Origin of the sequence: Bartonella sp. AA1HLJMS (assembly GCF_042197445.1) — a bacterium.
Classification (GTDB): Bacteria; Pseudomonadota; Alphaproteobacteria; order Rhizobiales; family Rhizobiaceae; genus Bartonella.
Genome location: NZ_JBHIRW010000005.1, coordinates 83,763 through 101,613 on the forward strand (window position 1 = coordinate 83,763; position 17,851 = coordinate 101,613).

The 17,851-nt window shown below is 37.7% G+C and carries 14 protein-coding genes; 7 read left to right on the forward strand and 7 right to left on the reverse strand.

Annotation, left to right across the window (positions count from 1 at the left end):
• Positions 1-130: 130 nt before the first annotated feature.
• Both ACFIQE_RS03030 and ACFIQE_RS03035 read right to left on the reverse strand, forming a co-directional pair.
• Positions 131-1,441: an MFS family transporter gene (locus tag ACFIQE_RS03030; protein ID WP_375612015.1), complete on the reverse strand. Its 1,311-nt coding sequence runs from the start codon at positions 1,439-1,441 to the stop codon at positions 131-133.
• A 953-nt stretch (positions 1,442-2,394) separates the two neighbouring features.
• Positions 2,395-3,702, reverse strand: coding sequence for an MFS family transporter (locus ACFIQE_RS03035; protein ID WP_375621350.1), 1,308 nt, complete (start codon positions 3,700-3,702; stop codon positions 2,395-2,397).
• Between the two features lie 213 nt (positions 3,703-3,915).
• On the opposite strand from ACFIQE_RS03035, the gene ACFIQE_RS03040 reads away from it, so the two are divergent.
• The 7 genes from ACFIQE_RS03040 to ACFIQE_RS03070 all read left to right on the forward strand — a co-directional run bounded on the left by ACFIQE_RS03040 (position 3,916) and on the right by ACFIQE_RS03070 (position 12,739).
• On the forward strand, positions 3,916-4,710 hold the full coding sequence (locus ACFIQE_RS03040; protein WP_273722957.1) for a thymidylate synthase: 795 nt from the start codon (positions 3,916-3,918) through the stop codon (positions 4,708-4,710).
• Entirely contained in the window at positions 4,707-5,216 is a 510-nt protein-coding gene (locus tag ACFIQE_RS03045) for a dihydrofolate reductase (RefSeq protein ID WP_375629938.1), read from the forward strand. Before ACFIQE_RS03040 ends, ACFIQE_RS03045 begins: the two co-directional genes overlap by 4 nt.
• A gap of 119 nt (positions 5,217-5,335) precedes the next feature.
• Entirely contained in the window at positions 5,336-6,475 is a 1,140-nt protein-coding gene (hflK, locus tag ACFIQE_RS03050; protein ID WP_375612019.1) for an FtsH protease activity modulator HflK, read from the forward strand.
• A gap of 2 nt (positions 6,476-6,477) precedes the next feature.
• Positions 6,478-7,416, forward strand: a complete 939-nt coding sequence (gene hflC / locus ACFIQE_RS03055; RefSeq protein ID WP_375606990.1) for a protease modulator HflC — start codon at positions 6,478-6,480, stop codon at positions 7,414-7,416.
• Positions 7,417-7,567: 151 nt separating this feature from the next.
• Positions 7,568-9,091 (forward strand): Do family serine endopeptidase, encoded by a 1,524-nt coding sequence (locus ACFIQE_RS03060; protein ID WP_375629936.1) that lies wholly within the window; start codon positions 7,568-7,570, stop codon positions 9,089-9,091.
• A gap of 705 nt (positions 9,092-9,796) precedes the next feature.
• A complete protein-coding gene (gene miaA / locus ACFIQE_RS03065; protein ID WP_375613384.1) occupies positions 9,797-10,669 on the forward strand; it encodes a tRNA (adenosine(37)-N6)-dimethylallyltransferase MiaA in 873 nt (290 codons plus the stop codon).
• A 270-nt stretch (positions 10,670-10,939) separates the two neighbouring features.
• Complete coding sequence (locus ACFIQE_RS03070) at positions 10,940-12,739, forward strand: acetolactate synthase 3 large subunit (RefSeq protein WP_375621344.1); 1,800 nt, start codon at positions 10,940-10,942, stop codon at positions 12,737-12,739.
• 1,145 nt (positions 12,740-13,884) lie between these two features.
• Here the strand turns inward: ACFIQE_RS03070 and ACFIQE_RS03075 are convergent.
• The 5 genes from ACFIQE_RS03075 to ACFIQE_RS03095 all read right to left on the reverse strand — a co-directional run.
• On the reverse strand, positions 13,885-14,250 hold the full coding sequence (locus ACFIQE_RS03075; protein WP_375706410.1) for a hypothetical protein: 366 nt from the start codon (positions 14,248-14,250) through the stop codon (positions 13,885-13,887).
• A gap of 750 nt (positions 14,251-15,000) precedes the next feature.
• Positions 15,001-15,450 (reverse strand): MFS transporter, encoded by a 450-nt coding sequence (locus tag ACFIQE_RS03080; protein WP_375707258.1) that lies wholly within the window; start codon positions 15,448-15,450, stop codon positions 15,001-15,003.
• A gap of 18 nt (positions 15,451-15,468) precedes the next feature.
• Complete coding sequence (locus ACFIQE_RS03085; protein ID WP_375707254.1) at positions 15,469-15,639, reverse strand: hypothetical protein; 171 nt, start codon at positions 15,637-15,639, stop codon at positions 15,469-15,471.
• 226 nt (positions 15,640-15,865) lie between these two features.
• The gene (locus ACFIQE_RS03090) at positions 15,866-16,792 is read right to left on the reverse strand and encodes a D-2-hydroxyacid dehydrogenase family protein (protein ID WP_375707255.1); all 927 of its coding nucleotides are present in this window, start codon (positions 16,790-16,792) and stop codon (positions 15,866-15,868) included.
• A 236-nt stretch (positions 16,793-17,028) separates the two neighbouring features.
• A partial coding sequence (locus ACFIQE_RS03095; RefSeq protein WP_375707256.1) for a tyrosine-type recombinase/integrase occupies positions 17,029-17,851 on the reverse strand: 823 nt, incomplete at its 5' end.

The window sequence follows — 17,851 nt, forward strand, 5'->3', positions numbered from 1 at the left end:
TATAGACAATTTAAAAGAAACTGAGTTGTTTGTAAGACGAATGCGGGGCGGGCTTTTCGTTCTTTACTAGGGTGGAGAGGAGATCAAAAAAAGCCCAATTTCTTGGGCTTTTTTTATCCAGAAAATAAGTTTAATGAAGTCTATCGTCTTTATCGAGATATCCTCCTTTATCTATATCGGGCATAAGAAGAATAGAGATGAGTGCAATGACCATCATACCAACGATGTAAAAAAAGAAAACAGATTCGTATCCCATATTTTTTAATCCAAGCGCTACATATTCAGCAGAACCGCCAAAGAGTGCGTTGCCAATGGCAAAAGCAAATCCAACACCAATTGCTCGGATTGAAGCAGGGAACAATTCTGCTTTTATGATACCAGCAATGGACGTATAAAAACTCATAACACAGAGTATTCCAATAATGATTAAGAGTGCTGTCCATGGATTATGGGCATTACCGATCATTTTAAGTACAGGAATGGTGCAGATAATGGATAATGCCCCCCAACTAATGAGTGAAGCTCTTGCTCCAATTTTATCGGCTAGGGAACCAAAAAGGGGTTGGAGTAGCACAAAAACAAAGAGGGCGGCAGTCATTATCGTTGTTGCGGTTTGTTTATCAAAACCAGTGGTTGTGATCAGATATTTTTGCATATAAGTGGTGTATGTATAAAATGTGAGAGATCCACCAGCTGTAAAGCCAACAACCAAAAAGAAAGCTTTTTTATGATTACGAAAAAGTTCTTTAAGACTACCAGCGTGTTGTTCAGAGCGGCTTTTGAGGGTTGTTGTTTCATGAAGCAAGCTACGCAGATAAATTGCAACGATTGCTCCAAAGCCACCAATGACAAAGGGAATACGCCATCCCCATGCTTTTAACTGATCCTCGTTAAGGTAAATGGCTAAAATAAATATTATAAAACTTGCCAGAAGTTGACCTGAGATCGTTGTTGCATATTGAAAAGAAGCAAAGAGACCACGACGATTTTTGGGCGCAACTTCACTCATATACGTTGCTGCTGTACCATATTCACCGCCAACGGAAAGCCCTTGAAACATACGGACTAAAAGGAGAAGAAATGCTGCTGTTATTCCCAAGGTTTTATAAGTGGGAAGTATGGCAATGAGAAAAGAGCCACCACACATCATAAAAACAGAAATAAGCATTGAGCGTTTACGTCCATAACGATCCGCAATGTATCCAAAGAGCCATGCTCCAATTGGACGCATAAGAAAGCCAATAAAAAAGATTCCTGCCGTTTTTAACAGTTGTGTAACAATATCTTCATCTTCAGGAAAAAATTGTGATGCAAAATAAACCGATGCAAAGGAGTAAGCATAAAAGTCGTACCATTCTACCAGATTTCCTGATGCGCTGGATATGATAGCAAAAATACGTTTCCTTGTATCATGTGGATCTAAAGTTGTTTGATTATTCATGAAGTATTCCCCTTTTAGATTTATAACTTTTCTTCTTTTTAAAGCTATTTACGATGTGCATTATAAAAACGCCATTGTATCATGATAATTTTTTAGGGAAACATAAAGATTTTTTCTAGAGCTATCAGTGGTGTTTTGGGCTCATGGTGTTGTTACATTGCGTAAATCATACGCTTTTTACTATCCTTAAGGAAATATTATTTTTTGTTTGATTGTGAATTATTTGCATATGCAGAGTGTTTATGAAGATATGATACTCTTTAGTTTATATGCTTGATGTTGTTTCGTAAAATGATGTTATTGACTATTTCATGCGAGGTTGGTGTATCAGTTAAAATACTTTTTAGGAATGATCTTAAGTGTTAAGGGGGAGTACAATATTAAGAATTCCTCAATAGTATAATGATAGCGGCTTGCACTTTTATTAAGTGTAAAGAGAGTGATGCCCATGTTTATACTTTACGGGGCTTTTACGTTATGTCATTCACGGGTGCCGTTGTGAAATGGAGTTGGGTGCATTGAGAAATGTTTCTCAAAAAAGTGTGCGAATTCATAATAAAATGGTATTTTCTATTTTTCATGAAAGGATTTGTTTTGCATGAGGGGGTACTATTAAGAACGTATTAAACAAAATCATGAGTGTAATCTTTATTATTGATAAAATTTCTTGAAAGATAATCACTTTTCTTCGATTTTGAGTGGGCATGGGAATATTAAAATAAATCAAACGTTTTTTATCTTCAGTGAATTAAATTCAGCTAAAGAAGTATTTATTACATAATAATATGAAGCCATTTATTTTTATAAGCGGCGTGTGCAGGAGGGAACATTGCTTCTTTAGAGTGTTTGAAGGGATAAAAAATTGTGAGCTTTAAACTTCTATCGGAAAGGATATAAAAAAGCCCAGTACTCTGGGCTTTTTTATTAAAATCCTTGTTTGTTAACATTAAAGGTTAATGAATATCGTCTCCTTGTAAATACCCTTTTTTGCGAGCATCTGGCATTAAGAGAACAGCAATGAATGCAATAATCATCATGCCGGTTATATAAAAATAGAAGACAGATTCATATCCAAGATCTTTTAATCCAAGCGCGACATATTCAGCAGAACCGCCAAACAGTGCGTTGGCAATAGCATAAGAGAGCCCAACTCCTATTGCTCGTACTGAAGCGGGAAACATTTCTGATTTTACAATGCCAGAGATAGATGTATAAAAGCTCATAATGCAGAGCATTCCAGTAATGACTGATAAAGCAATCCATGTACTATCAGTACTACCAATCATATTAAGTCCAGGAATGGTAAAGATAATAGATAAGACACTCCAAATAAGGAGTGAAGTTCTTGTTCCAATTTTATCTGCAAGAGCACCAAAGAGGGGTTGGAGTAACATGAAAACAAAGAGTGCAGCTGTCATGATTGTTGTGGCTGTATGTTTATCAAAGCCAGTGGTTGTGATCAGATATTTCTGCATGTAAGTCGTATAGGTGTAGAATGTGAGCGATCCTCCAGCTGTAAAGCCAATAACCAGAAAGAAAGCTTTTCGGTGGTTGCTCAGAAGTCCCCTAATACTACCAGCTTGTGCACTAGAACGACTTTCTTTGGTCGTTGTCTCATGGAGTGTGCGGCGTAGATAAATCGCAACAATTGCGCCGCATCCACCAATGGCAAATGGAATACGCCAGCCCCACGCTTTTAGCTGATCTTCGGTGAGATAAAGCGCTAAAATGAATATAACGAGACTGGCTAGAAGTTGACCTCCAATCAGTGTGGTATATTGGAAAGAGCTAAAAAATCCGCGGCGATTTTTGAGGGCGACTTCGCTCATATAAGTTGCTGTTGTACCATATTCACCACCGACAGAAAGCCCCTGAAGCATTCTGAGTAAAAGTAAAAGAATTCCTGCTGCCATTCCAATGGTTTCATAGGTAGGAAGTAGGGCGATTAAGAACGAACCACCACACATCATAAAAACAGAGATAAGCATTGAGCGTTTGCGTCCGTAACGATCGGCAATGAAGCCAAAAAGCCATCCGCCGATTGGGCGCATAAGAAAACCAATAGCAAAAACACCCGCCGCTTTTAAAAGTTGCGTAACGTCATTGCCATCTGAGGGAAAGAATTGTGATGCAAAATAAATAGATGTAAAGGAATAAACATAAAAGTCATACCATTCTACTAGATTACCTGATGCACTGGACACGATAGCCCAGATACGTTTTCTTGTATCATGTGGTTTTAAAGCTTCTTGTTTTTCCATAGTCGATCCCTTTATTTGATGTTCATCCATCTTTGTTCATTTATGTCATTTTTTTAGAAGCTGTCTATAGTATTTTATCTTTTGCATCAAAAATTTAGTCAGATCATGATAATTTCTTGTGTAAGATGTTTTTGGAAAAAGATTTGAATTATGTTTGTACGGATTTTACAGTTTTTATTTTCTATAATAAGAAGAATCGGACATAATACCCTCATGAAATCATATCTTGCTCTTTTATCTCATGTTTTAAATCAGGGTATTGATCGGACAGATCGAACGGGTGTTGGAACGCGATCTATCTTTGGGTATCAGATGCGCTTTGATTTACAAGCAGGATTTCCGTTGTTGACAACAAAGAAACTACACTTACGTTCAATTATTTATGAACTTTTGTGGTTTCTTAAAGGCGATACAAATATCGCTTGGTTGAAAGAGCATGGTGTGTCAATTTGGGACGAGTGGGCTGATGAAAAGGGAAATCTTGGTCCTGTTTATGGTTATCAGTGGCGTTCTTGGCCCGCTCCTGATGGACGCCATATTGATCAAATTAACAATCTTTTAACGATGATTAAGGAAACGCCAGATTCTCGTCGCTTGATTGTATCAGCTTGGAATCCTGCATTAATAGAGGAAATGGCGTTGCCTCCGTGTCATTGTCTTTTTCAATTTTACATTGCGGAGGGGAAATTATCTTGTCAACTTTATCAGCGTTCGGCGGATATTTTCTTAGGTGTTCCATTCAATATTGCATCCTACGCATTGCTAACGATGATGATTGCGCAAGTAAGCGGTCTTAAAGTAGGCGATTTTATTCATACTCTGGGAGATGCTCATCTTTATTCTAATCATTTTGAACAGGCAAAATATCAATTGTCTCGTATACCAAATGCTTTGCCATGTATGCGCATAAATCCAGCGGTAACAGATCTTTTTTCTTTTCAATTTGAGGATTTTGAGTTGCTTAATTATGAAGCACAACCCCATATTAAAGCGCCGGTAGCAATATGACGATTTCCATTTGTTTAATTGCTGCTGTTGCAGAAAATGGTGTTATCGGTCGTGAAGGTGCCATGCCGTGGCATTTATCGACGGATTTGCAACGCTTTAAAGCTTTGACGTTGCGTAAGCCCATTATTATGGGAAGAAAAACTTGGGATTCTATTAGGAGACCTTTACCAGGGCGTACAAATATCGTCATTACGCGTGATTGTACCTTTTGTGCTGAGGGGGCTGTTGTTGCTCACTCTTTATCGCAAGCTTGTTCTCTTGCAACAAGCGTTGCTTCTCAAAATGATGTAGAGGAAATTTTTATTATTGGTGGTGGTGCAATTTTTCAACAAGGGTTGCATATGGCTGATAAAATATTTCTTACAGAAGTTTTAGCTTCTATAGAAGGTGATAGTTTTTTTCCTGTTTTTGATAAAGAAAAGTGGACTATTGTGCAAACACAAGATATTCCAAAAGGGGATAAAGATAGTCATCCGACACGTTTTGTTGTTTATGAGCGGAAATAATTTTTTGTAATATGAAGTGGAAGGGTTTATCAGTTGTATTGTAATGAGGTAAGAGACACCCTATAAGATCAAGCAAATGGTTGGTGTTCGAGTAGTGGTAATCAGTTAAAGAGGTGATAATGCCCTGGACAAATCAAAATGGTGGTGGCCCGTGGAGTGGCGATAAAAACAGTGGTGACAAAAAAACACCAGCTAAGAATCTCTTTGGTTCTGGTGGCGGTAATGGTGGCGAAAATGGTCCTAATCTTAATGAAATTTTGCGCAAAGGGCAGGATCAGTTTAAACAATTCGGGAGAAGCAGTTTTTCTGTTTTATTCCTTCTGCTTATTGTGTTTTTTTGGCTATACCAGTCAATTTATATTGTTCAGCAAAATGAACAAGCGGTAGAGTTGCGCTTTGGCATCCCTAAAGAAGGCATTATTGGTGATGGGTTGCATTTTCATTTTTGGCCAATTGAGACCTATATGAAAGTCCCTTTAACGGAAAAAACAATCGCGATTGGTGGGAAGCCCGGTCAGGCGCAACAAAGTGATGGTTTAATGCTTTCGAGTGATCAAAATATCGTTAATGTTAATTTTTCCGTTTATTATCGGATTTCATACCCTAGTCAGTTTTTATTCAATGTGAATGATCAAGAGGGAACTGTCCGCCAAGTTGCTGAGAGTGCAATGCGTGAGGTCATTGGTTCGCGGCCGGTTGATGATGTTTTACGTGACAAGAAAGAAGAAGTTGCTAATGACGTTAGAAAGATTATCCAGTTGACTGTGGATAAATATCAACTTGGTGTCGAAATAAGCCGTGTTTCTATCAGTGAAGCTGCTCCTCCGACAAAGGTTGCTGCTGCGTTTAATTCTGTTCAGCAGGCGGAGCAGGAACGTGGAAGAATGATTGAAGAGGGGAATCGTGTGCGTTTTACGAAAATTGGTTTAGCAAATGGTGAAGCTTCACGCACACGGGAAATCGCAAAAGGTGAAAAGGCACAAATGGTTGAAGAGGCAACAGGGCGTGCTGAACGTTTTCAGGCGATAGCTCGAGAGGCTGCGATTTCACCAGAAGCTGCTCGCTACCGTCTCTATATGGAGACGATGGGGCGGATTCTTTCTTCACCAAATAAGCTGGTTCTTGATCAGGCAAATTCTCCAGCGGTGCCTTATTTACCTTTGAATGAATTGTTGCGTAGCAAGTCATCGGAAAAAGTAAAGGCAACAGCAGCGCGTCCTGCGTTACTCTTAGATTCTCGTATTTCTGGAGGAGATTAATTATGCAGCAATCTCGCTTTTTGTTTGTTTTTAGTGCTATAGTGTTTGTTTTGATGATTTTGTGGATGTCCGTATTTATCGTCTATCCTCGTCAACAAGTAGCAATTAAGCGTTTTGGACAAATTGTTCAGGTAGAATCTAATCCTGGAATCTATTTCAAGGCGCCCTTTATCGATAAGATGATCATTGTTGATAATCGGTTATTGCGTTACGATGTTCCTACACAATCTGTACAGGTTCGTGGTGGTGCGTATTATGAGGTGGATGCGTTCTTTATTTACCGTATTACAGATCCTAAGTTGTTTTTACAGCGCATTGCTTCTGGGCGTCCACAAATTGCGGCACGTGAAAACCTTGCACCACGGTTTATTGACGCTTTGCGTGCTGTTTATGGTAAGCGAGAATTTAAAGCAGCCTTATCGGATGAACGAGGCGCGATGATGGCTGAAGTACAGAAGCAATTTTCTGTAGATGCAGGCTCGTTGGGTATTACCATTGTTGATGTGCGTATTCGTAAAACCGATTTGACTGATGCTGTTTCAGAAGATGTCTATCGGCAAATGGCAGCTGAACGTGAAGCTGCTGCGGAAAATATCCGGGCTCGTGGTCAGCAGGAGCGAGATCGTATTGTGGCAGAAGCTAATCGTGAATATGAAGAAATTGTAGCAGCTGCAAAGCGTGATGCTGAAATTACCCGTGGTGAAGGTCAAGCTGAAAGTATTCGTCTTTTATTGAATGCGAGGGAGGCTAATCCGTCTTTTTACGATTTTTGGTTGGCGATGGAACAATACAAGAATTTAGAGAAAACACCGATGGTAATTTCTCCAAATGAGGATTTCTTTTTCTATTTTCGTAATCCGCCGCAGGCAAATAAAGCATTCTTACCGACAATGAATACTGGCCTCAGTAAAACTGATCCAAAATCGGGAGAGAATAGATAAAATAATGGATTGCAGATACGAGATTTTGCATGAAAAGAATGATCTGTGACCATTTTCTTTTATGGTAAAAGTGGTAGAGAGTATCGAGCCGTGCTGGTTTTACGTAGATAAATTTAGTGGGGCTCTTTGCATCTTTGATTAAAGGCATGTCATGGATAGAAGTATCGTGAGTAAAAATACGTTTTTAAAGTTTTTTATCACAAGAGTTGTTTTTTGTGTGACTTTGTTTCTATCAGGATCAGTGAGTTTGTCTTGGGGAGCCGAGACAAGCAAGGCATTGCTTTCTATTCCTGATTTAGCTTCTGAGCTTTTGGAAACAGTTGTGAATATTTCCACGGCGCAGACTGTTGAAGGAACAGAACAGGATGCAAACACCTCGGTACCCGTTATCCCAAAAGATTCATTGCTGGAGGAATATTTCAGTGATTTTTTTACACCCAAGGATGGTCAAAAAGATAGTCAATTTCAAAAGGTGCGTTCTTTAGGCTCTGGTTTTGTGATTGATGCGCAAAAAGGGATTATTGTTACAAATTATCATGTTATTGTAGATGCTGATGATATTGAAGTTAATTTTACGGATGGTACAAAACTAAAGGCAAAGCTTCTTGGAAAGGATAGCAAAACTGATTTGGCGTTGCTTCAAGTCGATGCAGGAAGTAAAAAATTAAAAGCTGTGCGTTTTGGTGACTCAGAAAAAGCACGTATTGGTGACTGGGTTATGGCTATTGGTAATCCTTATGGTTTTGGTGGAAGTGTGACGGTTGGTATTATTTCTGCACGTAACCGTGATCTTAATGCTGGTCCCTATGATAATTTTATTCAAACAGATGCAGCAATTAATCGGGGAAATTCTGGTGGGCCGTTATTTGATAGAAATGGTGAAGTCATTGGCATTAATACAGCAATTGTTTCACCTTCGGGAGGATCTATCGGTATTGGATTTGCTATTCCATCGGATATGGCTCTTTCTGTTATTAATCAATTGCGTGATTTTGGAGAAATAAGGCGTGGTTGGTTGGCTATTCGTATTCAGCCGGTAACAGAGGATATTGCAAAAAGTTTAAAATTGGACAATGCTGTGGGAGCATTGGTAGCTGGTAAAATAGAACAGACGGAAGAAAATAATGTAGATAATAGCCAGTTACAAACTGGAGATGTTATTCTTTCCTTTGGTAATTCCAAAATTAAGCATGCACGTGATTTGCCGCGTTTAGTTGCAGAAAGTTCAGAAGGAAAAGTGGTGGACGTTACTATTTTACGCAATGGGCAAGAAGCAACAGTAAAAGTTAAGCTTGGACGTTTGATTGAAACAGATCCAAATGAAGATACAGAAGAAGTTGATGATAAAAAAAATCAAGATCTGTCGAAAAACGCGACAATGCAATTTATGGGAATGACGTTATCTGAACTGACAGAGGATTTGCGTCATCGTTATTCAATTTCAGATAAACTTCGAGGACTAGTGGTGACATCTGTTGCACAAAATAGTGCAGCGGATAAAAAGCGTATTCGCGTTGGTGAAGTGATTGTTGATATCAATCAGAGTTCTATCACAACAATTGATGAGGCTAAAAAACGTATTCATAAATTACGTGAAGCTGGACGCAAAAATGCTCTATTTATTGTAGCGCGTCCAGATGGAGAGTTACGGTTCGTAACGCTCCTAATGGATTGATCCTTAAAAAATTATTTTTTGTTTTTTATCAGCCTTAGTGTGTGGGATATTTTGCAAGTCAGCCATGTGATGTCCAATATTTCTCAAGCTCATTTCACGATAGAGAGTATGGGGTGTGCAATATAAAATCCATTGGAAATCATTATATCTTTATGCTGAATATCAAAGTATAAATTGGTGTCATCATAGTATTTTTCAGTTCTCAATATTGTAACAGCCTAGACTTTGAAATGCTGCATAAGAGATATTGGTACACCTTTCTTAAGTCCATTTTTATCTCTGCTTGTGATGCGCAAGTAAATGGTATTGATATGATACTTTATGAGGCTCTTATTATAAACCGGCGTAGCATGCTATTTTTATAGGAAAAAATAAAGCTATTTGATTGTATAGATTAAACTTAGTATTATTTTCATAAATGATGACAGAGAGTATATTTTTAATGGCCTTAACGGACAGAATTATTATAGCTGTGGTTTGTTATTGAATTATGATAGCAAAAAATGCTTGGAAATTCCTTTGGTGTTGTTATTAAGTCCATTTTTTCTTTTTTATAAGTTTCATAAGGGGCTTTGTCTTAAGGGGAATTTGTGTTCGTATTTTTGTTTGAAGTATTTACTCTATGATAATGGAGAGAAAATACAGGAAGGCTTTGGGGGTGTCTGCATGTTGCAATAAGTTATTGATTGGGAGAAATTGCTATTCATGACACAGAGAACAGTTACATTAATAGCAGGGCCAACGGCAAGTGGGAAGTCAGAACTTGCCTTGCAAATGGCTCAAGAAAAAAATGCTCTCATTATTAATACTGATTCAATGCAGGTTTATGATGTTTTAAATATTTTAACGGCACGGCCGAGGGAGGCTGACACCGCGATTGTTCCCCATTATCTTTATGGTCATGTGAGTCCTACTTTGAACTATTCAGTAGGGCAATGGTTGTGTGATGTCGAGAAGCTATTGGCTACTTTTTCTTTAAGATCAGTTATTTTTGTTGGTGGAACAGGACTTTATTTTCGTGCTCTTTTAGAGGGGATTTCGGAAGTCCCTCATGTTCCAGATGTTGTGCGGCAGAAGTGGCGTTTGCTGCTTGATAAAGAGGGACCTGAAAGTCTTTATCGCCAGTTGTTGCAGATTGATGCTGTTGTTGCTGAAAAAATTTCTTCGCATGATAGGCAGCGTATTGTACGTGCTTTGGAAGTTTATGATGCAACCGGTAAGTCGCTCAGTTGGTGGCAGAAACAAAAAACAACACCTCTCATTGCGCCAAATTTGACCGAAAAAATTCTTCTCATGCCACCACGTCCTCTGCTTTATGAACGTATTCATAAACGCTTGGATTCTATGATTGAAAGAGGAGCTTTAGAAGAAGTGGTGGCTATGAAAAAACTTAAACTTTCCCCTTCATTACCAGCAATGAAGGCTATTGGTATACCTGAGTTTATGGCTTATTTGGATGGATATAGAAGCTTTGAGAGTGCTCTTGAAGCGGTGAAAATACAAACGAGGAGATATGCAAAAAGACAAATGACATGGTTTCGTAATCAATTTGATGAAGAATGGATGCTTACTTTTTGATAAAAGAGTTAGAGCTTTGCAAAGAAACTTATCGAAAGATAAAAGATAATTCGTGAAAAAGAAATTTTTTAGAAAATATAATTTTTTATTGACGAATGGTATCAATGGAATTAGAAATCTCTCTACAAGGAATTTTTTATATATTTTATACGTTGGAATAATGGGGGTAATCATACAGTATGTGTTGTGTAATGGGCTCCTTTGGGGGCTTTTTTTATGGGCTCCGTTAGGGGCTTTTTTATTGTCCTATAAAGTAGGTGAGTGGGAAAAATGAGAAATGATCCAAGAAAGCAAGAGAGTGCAGATGGAAAAATAATGTCGGGCGCTGAAATAGTGGTTCAAGCTCTTATAGATCAAGGCGTTGAACATATTTTTGGTTATCCTGGTGGGGCTGTTTTGCCTATTTTTGATGTTCTTTATCACCAAGATACACTCCAGCATATTTTGGTGCGCCATGAACAAGCCGCAGGGCATGCAGCTGAAGGCTATGCACGCAGCACAGGGAAGGTAGGGGTTATGCTTGTAACTTCTGGTCCAGGGGCAACGAATGCTGTTACACCTTTGCAAGATGCTCTTATGGATTCGATACCTCTTATTTGTTTTTCTGGGCAGGTGTCAACAACGGTGATTGGAACAAATGCTTTTCAAGAGGCTGATACAGTTGGAATTACAAAGCCTTGTACGAAGCGTAATTGGCTGGTTAAAAATGTCAATGATCTTGCGGCTATTATTCATGAAGCTTTTTTTCTTGCTCAATCAGGTCGTCCTGGGCCGGTTTTGATTGATATTCCTAAGGATGTTCAATTTGCTTCAGGATTTTATAGAGCACCTCAAGTTCAGGAGTCTTTACATTCTTTTCCATCGTTGAAAGGGAATACTAAGGCTATTGAATCTGCCGTTTCTCTTTTAGTTGAGGCAAAACGCCCTATTATTTATTCTGGTGGTGGTGTTATTTCATCGGGGATGAAAGCTATACAGCTTTTACGTAATTTGGTTCAATTGGGGGATTTTCCGATTACTTCAACATTAATGGGACTTGGTGCTTATCCTGCTTCCGGTAAAAATTGGCTTGGAATGCTTGGAATGCATGGAACCTATGAGGCTAATATGGCCATGCATGATTGTGATGTCATGTTAGCTGTTGGAGCACGATTTGATGATCGTATCACCGGGCGCCTTGATGCATTTGCACCTCATGCGCGTATTATTCATATTGATATTGACCCTTCTTCTATCAATAAAATTGTAAAAGCAGAAGTTCCAATTATTGGTGATGTGGCTTGTGTTTTAGGAGATATGACGCAACTCTTAAAGATACAGCAACCAGCGTTTAACAGTGAAGTCCGTGAGGCGTGGTGGACGCAAATTAACCGTTGGAAGGCTCGTAATTCATTGGCATATGCGGAGAAAAAAGATGTCATTATGCCGCAATATGCTCTTGAACGGCTGTATGCTTTTACCAAAGATGCGAATGCTTATATTACAACGGATGTCGGGCAGCATCAGATGTGGGCAGCGCAGTATTATCATTTTGATGAACCAAAACATTGGATGACTTCTGGTGGTCTTGGAACGATGGGGTATGGTTTACCTGCTGCTATAGGTGTTCAAATAGCGCATCCTGATGCGCTTGTTGTGTGTATTTCTGGTGATGCCTCCATTCAGATGAATATTCAAGAGCTTGCAACAGCTATTCAGCATGACACACCGGTGAAAATTTTCATTTTAAATAATCAGTATATGGGAATGGTCCGCCAGTGGCAGCAATTGCTGCATGGTAATCGTCTTTCTCATTCTTATACGGAATCTATGCCTGACTTTGTGAAATTGGCACAAGCTTATGGAGCCGTGGGAATTCATTGTTCAAAACCCGATGAACTTGATGATAAAATTCAGCAGATGATTGACTGTGATAAGCCTGTTCTTTTTGATTGTCGTGTTTATCATTTAGAAAACTGTTTTCCTATGATCCCATCGGGATGTGCTCATAATGAGATGTTATTACCCGATGAGGCAAGCGAAGAAGCTATTGCAAATGCTATTTCTTCCGCGGGAAAGATTCTTGTATAAAATGAATATGTTAACAAAATGCTGAAGGATGGTGATGATGAAGTCTTTGGAGTCTTCATCTCTGTCACTTCTTTGTGGAGAGTTCTTATTATCCTTAGAGCTCATTTTATGATTTTCATTCTTTGTTTAAAGACATGGGGTGTATTATTATTTGTTCATCTAAAAAATGTTATAAGTCGTGTGCACAATTATGTTTGAATTTATTTGTACGCGATGTTTGTTTTTTTAATTCATATGTTCACATTAATAGCTATTTCGTTGCATTTTTTAGATAATACATTGAATTATCTGTTATAAATTAATTATGTTGTCTCATATATGAATGATTTCATCGTGCAAGAAAAAAAGCCACACTGCTTGAAGGGTGCAACCATGCAAACCGTCATATTTGTGAAAACAATAGAAAAGTTTGTCACTATGTTTTGGTTTCGCATTATGAAATTACTCCAAATCACTCTTTCAAGGGCTTGATAGGAGAATCCCCTAGCGACTTGAAAAGAAGGGCAAATATAACAAAAAGCAAATGCAGTCATAGAAAATCAATTGGCCACCATAGCCTATAATCAGGTAGTAGCCTCACCTGATTATGCGGGAGGAATCTATACATATGAGATATGTAGTCAATATATATAAATCAGAATAATACTCACCATTATATCATTATCAGGACATTAGCATTGAAAATCAAATACTCTTTCTTTTATTTGTTCTACATATCTATGATTCCATAAATCTGCAGACACAAACACTCTTTGAATCCACCGCATTGGATTTTCATAACGATCAAATGATCCATAAAATTTATCTCTAGAGTGTAGAGCCATTCTGTTATCAATGTATAATAATCTTATGGGTTGTACATCAATTCCAAAAGATACAGCCTTAATAGCTTCATAAAAATGATCTGAAGCTTTCTTGGCTTTTTTGACTGTGGCTCTAACATGCCTGGATAAAAAACAGCGCTGATATCTGGGAATTCACCGTCCCCTTGAACTAGGGGCACTTTACTTGTAGAGGTTACCCCATTTTTTCTCCATCTATAGGGAACATTAATTATATATAAATTATCCCTTAAGCTCCTCAAATCCTCCTCACTTAAAAGTTTTAAAGCTAGACGTGTATCAGATATTCTCGTTAACGGGCCATCAACACCATTGCGAACACCAGATAAAATTATCCCCTTTAGGAGATAAATTTAAACTCGTTATAAATTTTAGTGCAGCATTTTCTGTATAAAAATCTAATTCAACTTCAGATCCTAATCCTGTATAATCTTTTTTATTATCCTCTAAAGGAACTAGGTTATTTACTATATGTTCGCCTTCAAACTTAATTGAATAAGGCTCTCCGATCAATAAAGAAAACATCATAATTAAATTTTCGCTAATATAGCCACTTTTACAAGACTCATCTAAATTATAAGGATTAGGTGACGTATTAATTTGTCTATCAATTGGAAGATTTTCAAAGATTAGATATGGTCTGGGAGTAATAGACACCTTTTGGTTCATAAGAATTGTTAATATTCTATGGGGTAGCAGCGAAAATGCTATTTTTTAGCTCAACCGAATATTCAATACCACCCGTATGGATCATAAATAACATGGTCTAAAGCCTCCCAAAGTTTGTCTCTTTCGATATTGCTCAACTCAAAAGTATTTTCATTTATCATTATAATTTCCTCCCCAATTATATTTCCCTACTTTCTTATTAAGAAAAGTGAAAAAACAATAATTAAAATCAGCCATGTTAGTAAATAAGTTTCTGTAAAATTTTGGATTAATCCAAATAATCGTGGAGCAGTAATGATTGCGATTTGATTTATAGACATTCCTAAATCCAGAGAAAAGCCAACGCTTTCTTTCGGCGAAGAGTCTACAATATAAGCAACCCAAGGGCCATACTATCCCATTCCTCCAAAAACTAACCAAGCAGATAAAATAGTTAAATAAATTATCGATCCACTCATGCTCAAAATTAATATTAAAAATCCAAAAACGATTGCAATCATGCAAAACAAGACAGGAAAAAATCGTCCTTTTCTACAATGATCACTCCACGCTGCTAAAATAATTCTTCCTAAGGCACCAGAAGCCTGTGAAACAAAAAATAAATAAGCACTTTTATCTAGAGACAGGTGATAGATTCTATAAAAATAAATCGTTATAAAAATGGTTAAAACATATTAAACGATCACAAGTGAAACGTTTGAAAAAATATTATTCTTCATATGCGGCGCAGCCACATCGCAAGACGTGACCTTACATTTGCATAGAACGAAACTTTTGCCTTGCTTTCTGGAACGATAGTGATAACTTTTGCTGGTGAGTGATAAAAATAATAAATATACATCCACCTAAAAAAGAAACGATGGCACCGACCAAAAACGCACCTTGTATGCCATAGACAAGCGCACTAGCAGGAAGAACTATCCCAGCTAATGCCCCACCTAATGGTAGGCCTGCCTGCCTTATTCCCATTGCAAATCCGCGCTGCGATTGTGGAAACCATGAAGAAACAGATTTAGCGCCACCGGGTTGAGCAGAACTATAAAATCCTCCTACAATGAGCAAACAAACCAAAAGGGAAATATAGTTATCTGCGATTGCTTCCAACAAAAGAGCGACAGAAACGCCGATCGCGCCAACTCCAATAATATAGTGCTCGTTAAACTTGTCTAGTAATTCGCCAGCTACAAGTAACCCAATAATAGGTAGGAATTGCGCTGCTTAAGATAGCAAACCTATCTGAGAGTCACTAAGCGAGAAATCCTTCTTAAAAAATTCAGCTAAAGGACCAATCCCTTGAACAAAGAAGCAGGCTGATGCTTGAGCGATCGTGGCAACAAGCAATACAATCCATCTATAATAATTTTTTTCTATAAATTTATTATTGCCCACTATGCCCCCCTCCAATTAAAGTGTATCCCAATGAAGTAGCCTTTTTTAATAATGATTATAACAATAAATCAGGTATTTTATGCTGATTACATAAAAATCTGTCAATACGATTGGTATTAATATGAAAGCTAAGGAATATGCTTAATTTAAGGAAATAAGCTATTATATGTAGTGCAAATTTGCTAGCGATATAAGATAAATTTTACAAACATTGGCTCAGCCGACATTAAGTGCTCTTTATAAAAGACGCTATATTTTGGCAAGCTTTTTCAAAATAATTCTCAAAGCTTTCTTCAGTTACATAGCCCAGATGCGGTGTGCAAAGAACTCTATCTGATTGCAATAATTTGCTTTCATATACTGGCTCGCTGTCATAAACATCCAGTGCAAAGTAAATTGAATTTTCCAAACTTAGTATTTTTTCTATCGCCCCTTTTTCAACCAAAGCTGAACGCGCTGTGTTGACAAAAATAGCATGAGGTTTCATGCTCAATAGATCATCTAATTTTATGATTTCTCTGGTTTTATCGCTTAAACGTAAATGGACGGATATAACGTCAGGACGTGTAAAAAATTCATCTTTTGAATGCGTAAAATGATAACCTAATTTTTTTGCTTCTTGCGTTGAACGCTCGCTCCCATAAACCAAAATGGACATGCCAAAAGCTTGAGCATATTGAGCAACCATTTTACCAATACGGCCAAACCCGAATATTCCAAGAGTAGCCCCTTTCATTTGGTTGCCAAATGTTGTTTGCCATCGTCCTTTTTTCATATCAGATACAGATTTACAGAGTTTTCTACGCGCAGACATAATTAAGAGCCACGCAAATTCAGCAGCAGAAGTTGGATCTCCACCACCGTCTAATATTTCAATTCCTAAGTCTCTACAAGTTTCTATATCAATATGTGAACCTATAGGGCCTGTTTGGCAGATTAATTTTAAATTTGGCAGTTTCAGGAGAAGATTTCTATCAACTATAGTCCGCTCTCTGATTAAGATAAGAATATCTATCTCTTTGAGCTTATCTTCTAAATCACATTCTTTAGCTAAATTATTTATAACCAGCACTTCATGTGATGTCATTAATTTTGTAATAGACTGTAATGTTAGGGTGGCTTTTTGATAGTCATCTGGAATTAATATTTTCAATTTAAACCTCCCGTTTCATTCATCAATATTTGAGCTCATTATTTCATTTCTAAAACAACCAAAAAGCAATCTCATCGCTGATATTTTGACATAACGCCAAGCCTATTAACAAATTATATCCCTTGATTTATTGTTATTTCTAGCAACGGTAACAAATAATAATTAAATCAAAAAGTTATATTTGTAGTAAGGGATTAGGTGCTTATTGATTCTATTATGTTTTTTTATCTCTATCCCTAACTTTTTTGGAGCTTTTGTATCGATTCAAGGGAGAGTTTTTTGCGATCTGCGCTCTTGGTATAAAGAGATGCCATACTGTCATTTGTCCAGCCAAAGAGTGCTTTCAATTGTGATACTGTTGCACCAGAGTTAGCTGCGCGTGTTGCTGCTAATTTTCTTAAGCCATGCGCTGATTTTTTGATACCTGCTTGGGTACAAGCATTATAAAATGTAATTCCGAAGCTTTTTTTGGGTATTTTTTTCCCGCGTTTACCACAAATGAATGTTTCTTCTCCAATAGGACCAACTTCAAGCGTTTTGGCTAATTCCGGTAAAATAGGTAGAAAGACATCTGTTTTAAATTGGCTCTTTTCTGTTTTGATGTGAATGATATTATCTTTGACGTCTTTCCAGCCAATGCGGACCGCATCACCACGACGCAGACCCGTATATAAAAGAACATCAATCCAAACACGTTCATGGGTACCATGTGACCAGCGTTGGTAATATTTTTCAACATCTTCTTCTGTCCAAACGGGAAAGCCCTCTTTATTTTTAAGAGGAGGTCTTGTGATACCTAAAGTAGGGTTGCTTTCCAAAAGTCCGTGTTCAATTGCCCATTTAAAAAGCCCATTTAGGGATTGTAGAAAGTCTCTAGCCATTGCTGGTGTTTCTTTGCGCCGTTCAACACCGGCTATGATATGTTTCTTTTCGATTGCTTGGTATGAAATGTGACCTATAGTATCGCACACTTTCATAAGAGTGTATTCTCTTTGTTTCTTTGTGGCTTTAGCGAGGTTATGCCAATTGGAGCTATTAAAATACTGTTTAAGGAGCCAT

Coding starts and splice junctions, on each gene's coding strand:
- ACFIQE_RS03030 (WP_375612015.1), bottom strand. CDS start 1,441: ATGAATAATCAAACAACTTTAGATCCACATGATACAAGGAAACGTATT.
- ACFIQE_RS03035 (WP_375621350.1), bottom strand. CDS start 3,702: ATGGAAAAACAAGAAGCTTTAAAACCACATGATACAAGAAAACGTATC.
- ACFIQE_RS03040 (WP_273722957.1), top strand. CDS start 3,916: ATGAAATCATATCTTGCTCTTTTATCTCATGTTTTAAATCAGGGTATT.
- ACFIQE_RS03045 (WP_375629938.1), top strand. CDS start 4,707: ATGACGATTTCCATTTGTTTAATTGCTGCTGTTGCAGAAAATGGTGTT.
- hflK (WP_375612019.1), top strand. CDS start 5,336: ATGCCCTGGACAAATCAAAATGGTGGTGGCCCGTGGAGTGGCGATAAA.
- hflC (WP_375606990.1), top strand. CDS start 6,478: ATGCAGCAATCTCGCTTTTTGTTTGTTTTTAGTGCTATAGTGTTTGTT.
- ACFIQE_RS03060 (WP_375629936.1), top strand. CDS start 7,568: ATGGATAGAAGTATCGTGAGTAAAAATACGTTTTTAAAGTTTTTTATC.
- miaA (WP_375613384.1), top strand. CDS start 9,797: ATGACACAGAGAACAGTTACATTAATAGCAGGGCCAACGGCAAGTGGG.
- ACFIQE_RS03070 (WP_375621344.1), top strand. CDS start 10,940: ATGAGAAATGATCCAAGAAAGCAAGAGAGTGCAGATGGAAAAATAATG.
- ACFIQE_RS03075 (WP_375706410.1), bottom strand. CDS start 14,250: ATGAACCAAAAGGTGTCTATTACTCCCAGACCATATCTAATCTTTGAA.